The 14,922-nt window shown below is 60.6% G+C and carries 11 protein-coding genes; 5 read left to right on the forward strand and 6 right to left on the reverse strand.

Translation table 11 applies throughout. The features are described from left to right. The first annotated feature begins 177 nt into the window (after positions 1–177). Positions 178–1,050 carry a hypothetical protein gene (locus FHW92_RS15035; RefSeq protein ID WP_168604041.1) on the forward strand — a complete coding sequence of 291 codons (873 nt, stop codon included), beginning with the start codon at positions 178–180 and terminating at the stop codon, positions 1,048–1,050. A gap of 26 nt (positions 1,051–1,076) precedes the next feature. On the opposite strand, the gene FHW92_RS15040 is transcribed toward FHW92_RS15035, so the two are convergent. Beyond that, positions 1,077–1,592, reverse strand: a complete 516-nt coding sequence (locus FHW92_RS15040) for a MarR family transcriptional regulator (protein WP_168604042.1) — start codon at positions 1,590–1,592, stop codon at positions 1,077–1,079. Between the two features lie 372 nt (positions 1,593–1,964). On the opposite strand from FHW92_RS15040, the gene FHW92_RS15045 reads away from it, so the two are divergent. The 3 genes from FHW92_RS15045 to FHW92_RS15055 all read left to right on the forward strand — a co-directional run bounded on the left by FHW92_RS15045 (position 1,965) and on the right by FHW92_RS15055 (position 5,482). Continuing rightward, a complete protein-coding gene (locus FHW92_RS15045; RefSeq protein WP_168604043.1) occupies positions 1,965–2,840 on the forward strand; it encodes a hypothetical protein in 876 nt (291 codons plus the stop codon). A gap of 35 nt (positions 2,841–2,875) precedes the next feature. After that, complete coding sequence (locus FHW92_RS15050; RefSeq protein WP_168604044.1) at positions 2,876–3,682, forward strand: SDR family oxidoreductase; 807 nt, start codon at positions 2,876–2,878, stop codon at positions 3,680–3,682. A gap of 186 nt (positions 3,683–3,868) precedes the next feature. Next, a complete protein-coding gene (locus tag FHW92_RS15055) occupies positions 3,869–5,482 on the forward strand; it encodes a long-chain fatty acid--CoA ligase (protein WP_282599760.1) in 1,614 nt (537 codons plus the stop codon). Positions 5,483–5,521: 39 nt separating this feature from the next. On the opposite strand, the gene FHW92_RS15060 is transcribed toward FHW92_RS15055, so the two are convergent. The 4 genes from FHW92_RS15060 to FHW92_RS15075 form a co-directional block, all read right to left on the reverse strand. Continuing rightward, positions 5,522–9,010, reverse strand: a complete 3,489-nt coding sequence (locus tag FHW92_RS15060; RefSeq protein WP_168604045.1) for an indolepyruvate ferredoxin oxidoreductase family protein — start codon at positions 9,008–9,010, stop codon at positions 5,522–5,524. Between the two features lie 113 nt (positions 9,011–9,123). Next, positions 9,124–10,764, reverse strand: coding sequence for a thiamine pyrophosphate-binding protein (locus tag FHW92_RS15065; protein WP_168604046.1), 1,641 nt, complete (start codon positions 10,762–10,764; stop codon positions 9,124–9,126). Positions 10,765–10,812: 48 nt separating this feature from the next. Continuing rightward, on the reverse strand, positions 10,813–11,772 hold the full coding sequence (locus FHW92_RS15070) for an isocitrate lyase/PEP mutase family protein (RefSeq protein WP_210428514.1): 960 nt from the start codon (positions 11,770–11,772) through the stop codon (positions 10,813–10,815). A gap of 34 nt (positions 11,773–11,806) precedes the next feature. Further along, positions 11,807–12,685, reverse strand: a complete 879-nt coding sequence (locus FHW92_RS15075) for a TauD/TfdA family dioxygenase (RefSeq protein ID WP_210428515.1) — start codon at positions 12,683–12,685, stop codon at positions 11,807–11,809. Positions 12,686–13,027: 342 nt separating this feature from the next. On the opposite strand from FHW92_RS15075, the gene FHW92_RS15080 reads away from it, so the two are divergent. After that, positions 13,028–13,954 (forward strand): LysR family transcriptional regulator, encoded by a 927-nt coding sequence (locus FHW92_RS15080; protein WP_168604049.1) that lies wholly within the window; start codon positions 13,028–13,030, stop codon positions 13,952–13,954. Positions 13,955–14,088: 134 nt separating this feature from the next. On the opposite strand, the gene FHW92_RS15085 is transcribed toward FHW92_RS15080, so the two are convergent. Beyond that, on the reverse strand, positions 14,089–14,883 hold the full coding sequence (locus FHW92_RS15085; protein ID WP_349237692.1) for an enoyl-CoA hydratase-related protein: 795 nt from the start codon (positions 14,881–14,883) through the stop codon (positions 14,089–14,091). Between the last annotated feature and the right edge of the window lie 39 nt (positions 14,884–14,922).

Genomic DNA, 14,922 nt, shown 5'->3' on the forward strand with positions numbered 1-14,922 from the left:
CCGGGGGCGGGCTCGTCAAACGGGCGCATTCGGGCCGAGGGTTTCTTGACGAGAAGCATTACCTATGTAACATAGGTAATAGATCGCCAATTGGAAAGAGGTGATTGCACAGCGGGCCGCGCGATCCCGCGTCGCATGGATGCCTGGCCTGAAACTTTCGCTTGAAGGGAGTGAGACATGCACATCAAGGTCGCCACCGAGGTTGAAGCAGAGGTCCGTGGAGAGGTGACCCGCAAGGGCTCAACACCCCGGCAATGGCTGATGATGGAGGATGGCCCCGGCGCCTTCAGCTTCCGCCTTGTCCGCAGCCACTATCAAGGCGGCAGCGATGCCTTTGAAACGCCACGCCATCACCATGCCTTTCAACAAATCCGATGGGCCGAGAGCGGATATATGAACTTCGCTCCGGACCAGGACATTCACGAGGGTGACATCGCCTACTTCCCCCGCGGGACCTATTACGGGCCACAAAAGCGCGATCATGGTGTCGGACTTACACTGCAATTCGGCTTCGGCCCGGAAATGCTTGGCGGCACCAAGGCGAGCGAAGTGTACCGCGCCAGTGTCGAGCGCCTGCGGGCACACGGAACATTCGAAGATGGCAGCTATATCGACACCGATCCCGATACAGGGCTCGAGCGGCGGCGTGATCCTGCCGAAGCCGTCGTCGAAGAAGTCACAGGCGCGCCCTATGTCATCCCGGACGAGCGCTATGCGGCGCCTGTCCTCATGCATCCGCGCGCCTATTCCTATCACGAAGCGGCAGCAGGCGTCAGCGTCAAGCATCTCGGCGCCTTCTATGATCATGCAGGCCCCAACGCGGATCTCAGACTGTCGATGGTCCGTCTGGACAACGGCGGTGCCTATACCCTTGGCAGCGAACGTGCAGAATTGCTTTGGACGATCTCTGAAGGGCTGATGGTCGATGATCGCGTCTACCCCGCGCTGACCTGCATCTACAGCCCGATCGGGGAGGCCGCGACGATGACCGGCAAAGATGGCGTCGAGATGTTCGTCGTTGAATTCCCCCGCTTGAGCGAGGCAGCCTGACGCTTCTGGCCGCTAAACCACTGCCCTCACAGGTCCGAAGGCGTGGCGTGGGCCGCTTTGGCCACACCACGCCTTCTATGGCTGCGCGCGGCAGGAGTATCGGCCTGATGTTGCGAGCCTTGATCCGCCAGCCGCTGCATCAGCATCCCTGCCTGCAGCAGCAGGCTTTGCTCCTGTTCGGTCAGCGAGGATTCGATGGCGCGGGAAAGCTTGGCATAATAGGAACGCCGGGTCTGATCCGCAACGCTGCGCCCCAGATCGGTGATGTCGATAAACGCCTTGCGCCCGTCGGCCGGATCACTTCGCCGCAAAACCAGATTTTGACTCTCAAGGGACCGCAAGGCGGCCGCCACATTCGAATCGGTCATTTGCAGCTCCGTCGCGATCTCGCCGGGCCGCATGGCCGTTGCCGCCCGATCCAGTGTGGCGAGGATATGCAGCGTCGTGAGGGAGAGGCCGTTGGAGATCGGCAGATCACGCTGCAGGCGTCGATGAAACGCTTTCACCTGTTTGCGCAGTCGGGCGACGTCCTCATCAAGCATTCTGTCTCTTATGGACAGGTTCTTTGGCCAGTCAACACGCGACTGGAAGCTTGCTGACGTCGGGAGGCAAAGGGAAAAGCCAGGTCCCGTCCTTGAAACCATGGCGATGGGCAGAGGCTTGGCCTCGCCGCAGGCCCCACCCAGCCCTTCAAAGGACCGAGAGGCTGTTTGGCCATGATGCACCGGCCTCTCCACAACAACATCGTGATCAGGGTCGTGAAAGAGGCGTTCGCGTCGGGAATCGGTGCTTGCAATTGACGTCACAATATTCCTATGTAACATAGGTATTAGCGCCATCTAGGCAAGTCGGCATCGCAGCCGACCACGATCAATACGGGCCGCAGAAGCGGCCCTTTGGCAGGAGGTGTCAGAATGGAAATCGTCGTTGTCGCAGATGTGCCCGAACATGTTCCCGGAAACGGTCCAACGGCCCGGCCTGGATCGGAATATGGCCGCAAAAGCCTGCTTGGCGACGAGGCTGCCGACGGCCTCAGGTTCCGTTTCGTACGGAACGAGGATGGCATCGGAGGCCGGGCTTTTGAATCGCCAAGGCACCACCACACGTTTCAACAAATCCGATGGACCGAAACAGGAGCGGTCAATTTCGCACCGGGGCAGGACATTGAACAGGGCGACATCGCTTATTTCCCGCGCGGCGCCTATTACGGGCCGCAAGTGAAAGACAAAGGGGCGCAACTCCTGCTGCAATTCGGCTTTGGCGATGAGTATCCCGCCGGCGGCAAGGACTGGTACCAAAAGTACCAGTCAGCGATGAGGGATCTGGCGACGCGCGGCACCTTTCGCGATGGCCTTTACGTCGATGCCGATCCTGAAACCGGGGAAGAGCGTGTTCGCGATGCCGTGCAAGCATTGCTGGAGGAACGCACTGGCAAGACGCAGACCATTCCGCCCGAGGGTTATGAAGCGCCCATCCTGATGCATCCACGCGCATTTGACTATTATGGCGCGGGATCGGGTGTCGAAATCAAGCATCTGGGCAGGTTCTTCGATCAACCAGGGCCGAATGGCGACGTACGCCTGTCCGTGGTTCGCATTTCCGATGGCGGTACGTATCAACTGAATGCCGACCGAGCGCAGGTCGTTTGGTCGGTCTCCGCCGGGATGAGCGTGCAGGGCACAATCTATCCCGCGCTCACCTGCCTTTACAGCCCGCGTGGGGAAGAGATCGCCATCAGCGGGCAAAATAGCGTCGAGTTTTTCGTCGTGGATCTGCCGCGCCTCGACTGACGCGCAGGCCTATCGGCGAGGATGCCGCTGCCAACATGATGCCGCGCGCCCGGAACAGGAAGGACGAGACTTTGGAACTCGAAAACAGGATCGCGCTGGTCACGGGCGGGGCATCCGGCATCGGCTTGGCATCGGCGAAAACCTTTGCTGCCGCTGGCGCAGCGGTTATCATCGTCGACCGTGATGGCGACGCCGCGCATGAGGCGGCCGCCGCCATCACAGCCTCTGGCGCCACAGCGCATGCGCGCGCGGTTGATGTCTCCGATATTGGCGCCTTGCGCGCGTTGTTTGACTGGGTCGACGGCGCATACGGAAAATTGCATATCCTGCTCAATCACGCCGGTATGCAAGGGCCCATCGGCCTGGACATCAGCGAAGACCAGTTTGATCAGGTCATTGCCGTCAATCTGAAAAGCCAGTTCTTCGCAACCAATTTTGCCGCCCCGCTGTTGCGCGCCAGTGCAGGTGCAGGCTCGATCATCTACACGTCGTCCACCGCGGCCATCCGCGCATCAGAGCGAAGCCCCCTTTACGGAACCTGCAAAGCTGGCACGCTGATGCTCATGCGCTCGGTGGCGCGTCGGTTGGGGCCCGAAGGCATCCGCGCCAACGCGCTGTGTCCCGGCCCTGTCGACACGCCTTTCTCACGTGATTTTGCAATTTCGTCGGGGTTGGACGAGGCCATGATCGAGGCAACCCTGACGGCGCGGGCGCGCAGCATTCCGCTGGGCCGCCTCGCGCAGCCAGACGAGGTTGCAAGCGTCGCACTCTTCCTCGCATCCGATCGCTCCGCCTTTGTCAACGGAATCGCGATCCCGGTCGATGGCGGCATGACCGCCTGACGCGGCATGCCCGCGTAATGCCGGCGCCTCCACTCCCGCCCATGACCATCCTGTGATCGGATTGTGAAGCAGGCCTCATCAGCTTCGAAGAACGGGCACAATTGTCGCCTGACGTTGGACCTCATACGGATTTGACGACCACAACCTTGGGAAAACGGGATGGATAGCTTGGCGATGACAGGTTCAATGCAGAATTGGCCCCTGCTGGTCTGGAAACTGATCGACCATGCCGCCGCGACAGCGCCGCGGCAGGAGATCGTGACGCAATCCGTCGAAGGGAACCTGCACCGGACGAACTGGAGCGAGGTGCGCATGCGCGCGAAAAAGGTCGCCCAAGCGCTGGACCGCTTCGGCATTCAGCGCGGTGATCGCGTGGGCACCCTGGCATGGAACACCTATCGCCATGTTGAATGCTGGTACGGGATTTCCGGCGCCGGGGCGGTTGCCCACACGATCAACCCGCGCCTGTTCGAAGACCAGATCGTCTACATCATCAATCACGCGCAGGATCGGATCCTGTTTTTTGACCTGACATTCATGGATCTGGTCACCCGGATCGCACCGCGATTGACCGGCGTCGAGCGGTTCATCGTCATGACCGACCGGGCGCATATGATAACGGCCCCTGCCGAATTTGAATGCTATGAAGATCTGCTCGCAGAACAGGACGACACGTTCCCGTGGGTCGAGCTTGAGGAAACCGAGCCGGCCGGGCTGTGCTACACATCCGGCACCACCGGGAACCCCAAAGGGGTACTTTACAGCCACCGCTCCAACGTTCTGCACAGCTTCGCGGCGACGCAGGCTGCGGTTTTCGGCTTGTCCGCGCGCAGCGTCGTGATGCCGATTGTTCCGATGTTCCATGCCAACGCATGGGCCATTCCTTATGCAGCCGCGCTGGCTGGTGCGAAACTCGTGCTTGGAGGTCCCCATCATGACGCGGTCACGCTCCAACGCCTGATCGTGGAGGAGCAGGTGAGCATCACCGCCGCTGTACCCACGGTTTGGCTGGCGATGTTGCAGCACCTGACCGAAACCCGAACCGACCTTGGAGCCTTGCAACGGGTTATCATCGGAGGGGCAGCGGCGCCCCAGTCGATGATCAAGGCGTTTGAAGACGATTTCGGTGTCGAAGTCATGCATGCTTGGGGCCTTACGGAACTGTCGCCACTGGGGGCCACCGCCACGCTCTCCGCAGAGGCAGCGAAGCTCCCCCGCCAGCAGCAACTCGATGTCAAATCTAGGCAGGGGCGCCCGCTGTTTGGCATCGAGATGAAGGTGGTTGACGAGAACGGGCGCGAACTTCCCCGTGACGGACACAGCGCGGGCATCCTGAAGGTTCGCGGCCCCTGGGTGGTCGCGCAATATTTTGGTGGCGGCGAAGGCACGATCCTTGACGAAGGAGGCTGGTTCGACACAGGGGATATCGCGACCCTCGACAGCGAAAGCTGCATGCAGATCACCGACCGTTCCAAGGATGTCATCAAGTCTGGCGGTGAATGGATCAGTTCGGTCGAGTTAGAAAACGCGGCGGTCGCCTGCCCCGGAATCGCCGAAGCCGCCGTGATCGGGATCCCGCATCCACGCTGGGGAGAGCGCCCGCTGCTTGTTCTGGTACGCAAACCCGACAGCACCGTCGCGGCAGCCGAGGTTCGCGAGCATCTGGCTGGACAGATCGCCAAATGGTGGATGCCCGACGACATCGCATTCGTGAGCGACATTCCCCACACAGCGACCGGAAAAATCCTGAAAACTGAATTGCGGAAACAATTTTCGGACTATTGCTCAGTCGCGCGATAATGGCGCAATCAAGGTGGTGTGATGGCAGCGGAATAATACCTATTCCGCTGCCTCTACATATCCCTCTTCAAGAAACGCGATGCGCGCCGCTTCCAGCGCGGAGGCATAGGCGGCCATCGCCGCGTCCTTGACCGGGCCAAAGCCTCGTACCATGTCACCAAGCGCCAGAACCTGGACCGCGCGCTGGTAATTGACAACGGTAGTCCGGGAGAGGACCCAGTCGACCAACGCTTCATACTCAACGATCAGGGCACGTTCGCGCCGCCGCTCATCGAAGTAGCCAAACGGGTCGAACGCCGTTCCGCGCAGCCTCTTGCAACGCGCCAGAAGCGTCAGAAACGGCGTCATCGCAGCGGCCTTGAAGGCATATTTCCTGGGCCGTCCGTTGATCCGGCGCCCTGCGAGGATGGGCGGCGCCAAATTGAAGCTGAAGGTCGCGCCATCGGCAAAAGTTTGTTTTAACTCCGCCACGAGAGCCGGGCTCGTCAGCAACCGAGCGACCTCATATTCGTCCTTGTAGGCAAGGAATTTAGCATAAACTTGCGCAACAGCCCTTGTCATCGCGACACTGTCCGGCGCGATGACGGCCTCGACCGCCTCCACCTGCGCTACGAGCGCCTTGTAACGTTCCGCATAGGCGCGGTTCTGATAGGCCACGAGATGACCGGCCCGCCGGGCGATCAGCGCCTCGACGTTTTGATCGTCCGCCTCTGCTTGCGGCAGCATGGCCTTGACCCTTTCAGGATCGGACGCAAATAAACGTCCCAATCGAAAGGCGGAAAGGTTGAATGCCACCGCTGTGCCATTCAGGGTAATAGCCTGCTCGACCGCATCGGTGGTGAACGGCAGCAGGCCGTTTTGAGCCGTGACGCCGACCATAAAGAAATTCGCCCCTATGCTGTCGCCAAGCAGGCTGGTCGCGATGGACGTGGCATCGACAGTCGACACAGCGTCGGCTTTCACATGTTTCGCCAGGCGGGCCAGCAACATGGGTGTGTCGATCGTCGCATCGCGGTTGAATTGAAACGCCACGGTCGTCGACACATCGGTGTTGACCACGACCTGGGTCCGCCCGGCCGCAAGGGTGAGGCTTGCTTCATCACTCAGCGCTGCGACCAGATCGAACGCCAACAAGACATCGGCCTCCGAACGGCCGAGCCGCTGCGCGTTCAGCGCCTGTGGAGTTTTCGCGATACGGATATGACTGAAAACCGCTCCGTTTTTCTGTGCAAGGCCAGTCATGTCGAACAATGACGCCGCAAGCCCGTCTATGTGCGCCGCCATGCCCAAAACCGCCGCGACCGTGGTCACGCCGGTGCCACCGATGCCAGTAATCAGCATATTGAAGCTGGCCGCGCCGATAGGTGCGCGCGCCGGACAGTCGATGGTGCCAAGCCGCGCCGGGTCGATACCAAGGGTTTGGGGCTTGCGCGGCTCTGCGCCATGCACCGTGACGAAGCTGGGACAAAAGCCGTTCAGGCAGCTGTAATCCTTGTTGCAACTCGCCTGATCAATCGCGCGCTTGGTGCCAAAATCGGTTTCAACGGGCGTCAGGCTGACGCAAGTCGACTGAACCGAGCAATCCCCGCAGCCCTCGCACACGGCCTTGGAAATGAAGAGGCGCTTGGGCGGATTAGGGAACGTGCCGCGTTTGCGCCGGCGCCGTTTCTCAGCCGCGCAGGTCTGCTCATAAATCAACACGGTGCATCCCGGCGTCGCTTGCAACTTGCGCTGGACGACATCGAGATCGTCGCGATGCTCGATCCTGATGTCCGCCGGGAAATCCGGATTGCCCCGGTGCACATCAGGGTTATCGCTGACCACCACAATCGTGCGCACACCTTCGTGGCGAACCTGCTGCGCGATCTCCGCAACCGAAATCGGACCATCGATCGGCTGTCCGCCCGTCATCGCGACGGCATCGTTGTAGAGGATCTTGTAGGTGATCGCCACGCCGGACGCGACCGCTGCCCGAATGGCCAGCAGCCCGGAATGATAATAGGTGCCGTCGCCCATGTTCTGGAACATATGCCTGGTACCGGTGAAGGGCGCGAGGCCGAGCCAGTTGCCCCCTTCGCCTCCCATCTGGGTGGGCGGCAGCGCCTCTTGCGGCCTTGCGAGCAAAGCCATCGTATGACAGCCGATACCTGTCATGCTGAGGCTGCCATCAGGAATGCGTGTGGACCGGCTATGCGGACATCCTGAGCAAAAATACGGGGTGCGTCTTGGCAATCCGAACTGATCGCCGCCCGCCGCATCAAGCATGGCGGAAAAGCGGGCTTGGGCCTGCTCCGGAACCGCATCAGCGATGCGGAGGTGTGTGAGGCGACCAAGGATGGCGCGCGCGATTGTGACCGGTTCGAGTTGTGAGGCTGATGGCAGCAGAGGATGCCCGTTTTCATCACGCTTGCCGATCAGGCGCGGGCGATCAGGAAGGTTGACGAGAACCGACGCCGCCTGAAGCTCGACGAAGCTCTTCTTCTCCTCAATCACCAACAGCGTTTCGTGGCCGACAGCAAACTCGGTAAGCCCTTCGGGCTCAAGCGGCCAGATACAACCCAGTTTGTAAAGCGACACACCGAGCGCCGCCGCGCGCTCGTCATCAAGGCCAAGCAGTTCGAGCGCCCGGCGCGTATCACCATAACTCTTGCCCGCTGTGACAAGGCCAAGCCTTGGTCGCGGGCCGCGAAACACGGTGCGATCAATCCGGTTGGCGCGGATAAACCGCTGCACCAGGGGCAAACGATACTCGCTGACGATCTGATCCGCACGCATCGGGTTGAACGCACGGGTGCGGATGTGCACGCCTTCCGGCGGCAACCCGACCGGCGTGGGCAGCACGCGATTGTGCCCGGCAAGATTGATATCGACTGTCGCGGTCTGCTCGACCACCTCATTGACGAGTTTCAGGCCTACCCAGCTTCCGCTGTAGCGTGATAACGCGAAACCGAGCAGGCCATAGTCGAGAATTTCGCCCACATCCGCCGGATAGAGCGACGGGATCAGCGCCGCCGCCACGGCCTGCTCGCTCTGGTGCGCGGTGGTTGACGACTTGCCGCCGTGATCGTCGCCATACAGCACCACAACGCCGCCTGCCGGGTGCGCGCCCGCCAGGTTTCCGTGCTTTAGGGCATCGCCTGAGCGGTCAACCCCCGGCCCCTTGCCGTACCATGCCGCGAAAACACCATCATACAGTGGATCGGGCACGCTATCGAGCTGTTGGGTGCCCAGGACTGCGGTTGCAGCGACATCCTCATTCACCCCGGGAACAAATCGAATATCGGCCGCTGTCAGACGGTTGGCAATCGACCATAAGGTGGTGTCCACCCCGCCGAGCGGGGAGCCACGATAGCCCGAGATATATCCGGCGGTGTTCAGGCCAGCCGCAACGTCCAGGCTTTTCTGTACCAGCAAAACGCGGGCCAGCGCCTGTGTTCCGTTAATGAGCACGCGCCCCTGCTCGATCGTCCATTTGTCGTCGAGGCTGATCCGTGTCGGACTTTCAGCCTGCAAAATGTCCCTGCTCATGGTGTCCTCTTGCCTGCGAGGACTGGAGGGGGCGTCAATGCCGTCAACCAGTGTACTCGGTGCGCGTCATGCGGTCGTGGCTTTCGGGCCTGCGTGATGCAGATTGTCCGGTGTCAGTATGCAGGCATCCGGTCCGGATCGAGCTTCATATCGATAAGAACAGGATATTGCTGATCCGCAAGCGACTCCAGCACGACTTCAAGCTCTGCCTGCGACCGCACGGTGAACCCCGTGCCACCCAGCGCCACGGCCAGCGGCGCAAAATCCGGCCATTTGAAAAGGCAAAGCCGCGGGTCGATCTCCCGCTTCATGAAATGAACGTGCTCCGCCCCATAGGCGCCATCGTTGCACAGGATCACGATCAGCTTGATGCCATAACGCACCGCCGTGTTGAATTCGGCCAGACCGCCGTGCATGAAGCCGCCATCGCCGGTGAAAAGAACGATTGGCCGTCCTGCCGCCGCAAAAGAGGCGCCAACCGCATGCGACAGACCAAGGCCGATTGATCCGAAATTGGTGGTCGTCACGAAGGACGACGGCCCTGGCGCCTTGATCCGCTTCCAGGTTTCGCGACCGAACCGACCACCGTCCGTAACCAGCACGCGGTCCGCAGGTAAAAGCCGATCGAGCACCGCAAGCGCCTGCAGGAAATCCACCGTACCGGCATGGGCATCAGCTACGGGCGCGCTGAGTTGTGAATCCAGCGGTATCACCCTGTCGATCTCGTTGCGGAAACCGGAAGCGGGAATTTCAGCCTCGTCCAGCCAGTGCAGGAAGATCTCGGCCGTGCCGGCGGGATCGCCAGCGAGAGCGGCATCCGAGCTCACATTTTTGCCGACGTCGCCAGAATCCAGATTCACCTCGACGACGCGCTTGCCCTTGAGGAAGGTGCCGTGCGAGGTCGTCAGGATGTTCAGACTGGCGCCGAACGCAATGACACAATCGCTCTGCATGATGACATCGACGGCGGCGGTGGAACTCAGCGTGCCGAAAATGCCGAGATTGTAATCCTCACCATCGAAAAGGCCGCGCGCCTTGAGGGTGGTGGCCAAGGGTGCCTCGATACGGGCCGCCAGCTTGAGCAGCGCGGCCTTGGCCTCCGGCGAGATTGCGCCCCGCCCGGCCAGCACGATCGGACGCTTGGCAGCCGCGATGATGCCGATCGCCTTGTCCAGTTCGTCGCCCGCGGACACGACCGGCCGATTGTCCGGAACGTGATAATGAACAGGCTGATATTCAACCTCGCTCCACTGCATCTCGACGGGCATGTTGAGCACGATGGGGCGACGCTCGGTCATCGCACGACGCAAGGCAGTCGCCACATCCTGAGCGACGGTTTTCGGACTGCGCAGCTGTTCAAAGCCGGCCCCCGTCGCCATGATGAATTCGCGCTGCGACACCTTCTGGATACTGTCGCGATCATCCTGAGGCGTGTCGCCGCACAGCAACAGCATCGGCACCGATCCCTTGACGCCCTCCACCAGCGCGGTGAGCGTGTTGATCAAGGCTGGCCCCACTGTCACTGTGGCAATGCCAACCTTGCCGGACATCAGCGAATAACCCAGCGCCATCGTCGCCGCGCCACTTTCATGCGCCGCCGCAATATAGGAGCCCCCGAAATCCTCGACGAAACTATTCGCCATATACAGATTGGCTTCGCCGATCAGGCCAAACATTGTCTGCGCGCCGTTATCGACCAGTGCTTTTGCAATCGCTTGGTGGACCTTCAAAGTCTTGACTGCCTGGATCGCCATTAAAGCCTCACTTATCTATGATTATTAATTGATATTACGCCTGATATTTCAGAAATTATTTGAAATAGAACTCCCGATGTCGGCTGCATACCGTACGATCGCCGCATCACCCAGATATCTTCTTTCAAAATCCTCAAGATCACCCAGAAGGAATTTGTTGCGAATTCTTGAAAGTAATTTTTCCTCGACCGGGCAAGTCGCGTTGAATTTATCAATCGCCCCATAACCCTCCGTGCGAATTTCCTGGTAAAGGTGCCACATGAAGCGGATCTGTGATCGCAAGGTCTGCAGGTAGACAACCGCTGACAGGCCAAGTTCGCGCCCCTGCTCCGCCGTGATTTCCTGCGGTAAGTTGTACGCGGTGCAATAGAGCGGGCCGGGCACCGCCTCGCGAACCGCGTGCACCTCTTCAAGAGTGCGGGGGCCCTCGAAGTGCAGAACGTCAGCCCCAGCCTCCTTGTAGGCTAACATCCGCTCGATCACATCGGGCAGGCCTTTCGCATTGACCGCAGTCAGCGCATCGCACCGGGCAATGATCTGAAAATCCGGACAAAGTTCTTTACGCACTGCCGAGGCTACGCGGAATTTGGCAACAGCCTCGTCAAGCGGCAGAACCTCCTTGCCGGGCATGGCGCCCATCCGCTTGGTCAGGAAGGGCTGGTCCTCGATCAGCATGCCGCCGACGCCCGCCTGGATATACTCCTGCACCGCTCGCTCGACCTGGAAAATACCGCCAAAACAGGAGTCCGCATCGGTAATGACCGGGATCGAGACGGAATCGGCAAACCATTTCGAAATCTGGACCGATTCCGTCATGGTCAGCGTGCCATTGTCAAAGCGGCCCGCGATCGGCGCGATCACCGCAGCAGCGCCCAGAATCGCCACCTCGTAACCCAAATCCTCCAGGATGCGGGCGTGCAGCGCGTTCATCGGAAACACGAAAGTCATGCACGTGTCAGGCCTGTTGAACAAAGCCTTCAGTGCGGTTCCAGCATTTTTCACACTCATGCCCCTCGCCGACCTTTACCATCACCACCCTGTCTCATCGCGACAGATGGCCACGTGCGTGCGAACCGCGCGCATCCGCCGCCGCGTCATGGGTCGGCTCGTCCCCAGAGCATTGCGTGCGATGCAGAATGCGGGTTTGGGTTTCGTCAAAAGCGTCGCGGCGGTGCATCGTGGCGCGGTTATCCCACACCACCACATCCCCCACCTGCCAGCGATGCGGATAGGCGAAATCGCCGTTGCTGGCATGCGCCCACAAGGCGTTCAGCAAATCCTCGGACTCCTCGAGCGACAGGCCGTTGATGTAGGCGTCAGGGCGCCGGCCAAGGTAAAGGGCATTGCGCCCCGTTTCAGGGTGGGTTCTGATGATCGGATGGCTCGGCCCCTTGTGCAGGCGCACATCCGTGATTGCCTCGCCGATCTGCTCCCCGGCACTGTTGGTGCTGATCGCGTTCTTGATGGTCAGGCCCCGGATTTTGGCCTTTAGGCCATCCGGCAACGTGTCTAGCGCCAGATACATATTGCTGTAATGGGTATCACCGCCAGACGGCGGAATGGCGATCGCCTGCAAGATCGACGCACTGAACGGTCGGGCCTCGAAACTGTGATCCGAATGCCACCGCAACTCCCCGAAGCCCAGCCCGCCACCGGGTTGATTGGAGACCATCGCCACCATCCGGCGCTTGCCATCCGCCAGGCCGGTATAGGAATCGGTCACCGGCCCGAACAGGGATGTGAACGCGATTTGCTCGTCGTCAGAAAGATGCTGGCCAGGAAAGACCAGCACCAGATGGTCGAGATAGGCCTGGCGTATCAGCGCTTGCGCCGCCGCATCCAGCCTGGACACGTCACCACATTCGATGGTGGCGCCGAGCGCGAACGGCAGAGGCTTGATGACAACATCTTTGGTCGACAAGATTTCGGTTCCGACGGAAGCCACGGCTTTTCCCTCTCCATTTCAATCGTTACCTTCTCCTATGGGGAGGGCGCGACGGGAACAATGCGGCCCGTTCCGCGCAATCCATTAGAGCGCCTTCACAATCCCGGTTTCCGGTTGCGGAAATGTTTTATATTCCGCATAGATGGGGCGTATAAATGGGTCGCATGGATGGGCTTTGGCCACGCATATCAGCGGACTGAATTCACCCCCTCAATCTTGCGCCACACCGAGCCGGCCTTGAAGGCCCGTCGGACATGCTGTTGATTGAAGGCGACGCGCCTGGCTTGTGCGCCGGGACCGAGCGTCAGGGAGACCAATGTGCGACAGATTTTCTCTCTTCGACAGATTGAAGGCTTCCTGCTCGCCAGCGATCTGCGCTCCTTCACGCGCGCGGCCGAGGCCATGCGCATCTCGCAATCCGCCTTTTCCCAACTGATCCGGGAGTTGGAGACCCGCCTCGAGATCCGGCTGTTCGATCGCACGACCCGCAGCATCGCGCTCACCAACGCAGGCGAAGTGATGTATCGCAAGCTGAGCAAATGCATGAGCGCGATCGACGAAGCCTGCGAGGAAGCGCGCGCCATCGCGCGTGCGGAACATGGTCATATCGTGCTGGGCACGGTTGCCTCGATTGCGTCGGGAATCGTGACGCGAGCCCTCGGGCGATTACGCGCAGAACATCCCGGGATCAGAGTCACCCTGACCGAGGGGCTGAATGATGATCTGATGGATAAGGTCGCCAAGGGAGATCTAGACCTCGCGGTTGCCGCGCAGGTGGACAAGGTGCTGCCCATTTCCTTCCGTTCTCTGGTGGAGGATGAACTGGTTGTGGTGTTGCCCGGCGGGCATAGGATGGCGGGGGCCAAGCGTCTCAAATGGTCTGATCTCGACAATGAGAACCTGGTTCTCGCGGTTCGAATGTCTTCAACCTATGAATACATATCAGACAAAATCGGCTCTCATAATATCAATCTTGGGGCCGAATATCAGGCGGCCAGCGTGTTCACCGCACTCAGTATGGTGCGCGCCGGCTTTGGCCTATCCTTTATACCGGGTATTATACTGGCCGATCTCAATCTCGACGGGCTGTCCATCGTCCAGATCGAGGACCCGCCAATCCGGCGAATCGGGATCTGCCATTCGAGTGATCGCGGCGTTTCGCCCGCAGCACATCAGTTTGAAATCTTCCTGAAGGCCGAGATCGCCGCTGCGCAGCGCAATCGCCCCTTCACGGCGCACGCATAGGATTGCGGGGGCGTGACTGGCCCGGGCGGTTTGTTTCGTACCCTGTCGCCCCCGCGCTTGCCAAGTCATAAGGCACAAGCACCCAACGCCCCGTCCGTCGGCCAGACCCGCAAAGACAGCGTCAGTGACTGACCTCAGCGCCCTTTAAAGTCTGGTTTGCGTTTTTCGGCAAAAGCGCGGATCGCCTCCCCAAAGTCTTGGGTTCGACCGGCCAGCGACTGGTTGGTCCGCTCCACATCCAGCATGGCATCAAAGCCTTGTTCCAGCGCGACTGCTACCTGTTTGCGGATCATCCCGATCGCGCGGGTCGGCCCGGCGGCCAGTCTTGCGGCAACGCCCTGCGCCTCTGGCAGCACCTCGCCATCGGGCACCACCCGCGTTACCAATCCCGCGTCCAAGGCCTCGGCCGCCCCCATCCGCTCCCCGAGCAGCGCCATCTCGAGCGCCCTTGCCCTGCCAGCGCTCCGGGCGACCAGCCAAGTCGCCCCTGCGTCGGGGACCAGACCGATATTGACAAAGGCCAGCAGCAGATAGCCGCTATCGCCCATCACCACGATGTCTGAAGCGAGCGCAAGGCTGAGCCCTGCCCCGGCACACGGACCATTGAGCGCACACACCACAGGAATATCCAAACCGGCCAGCTTGCGCATGACGGGATGATAGGCCGCATCAAGCAGGGCTCCCAGATCCTCGGGCAGGCCGTCATAACCAGCCCCATCAGGCTGGATATCGGCGCCCGCGCAGAAAAATCGCCCATCGCCCGTCAACAGCAGCGCCCGCGCACACCGAACCTCGGCCGAATCCAGTGCGGCGCCCAACTCACGAAGCAGAGCAGGTGTCAGCGCATTGAGCTTCTCGGGACGGTTGAGCGTGATGGTCGCCACATCGTCCACATGGCCAGTTTTGATGAAGTGGTAGGGCGTCATCATTCTTCCCCGCTCGCTCCTGCCGTTAGGGTGAGGATTTGC

Origin of the sequence: Novosphingobium sp. SG707, from assembly GCF_012275515.1 — a bacterium.
Taxonomy (GTDB): Bacteria; Pseudomonadota; Alphaproteobacteria; order Sphingomonadales; family Sphingomonadaceae; genus Novosphingobium.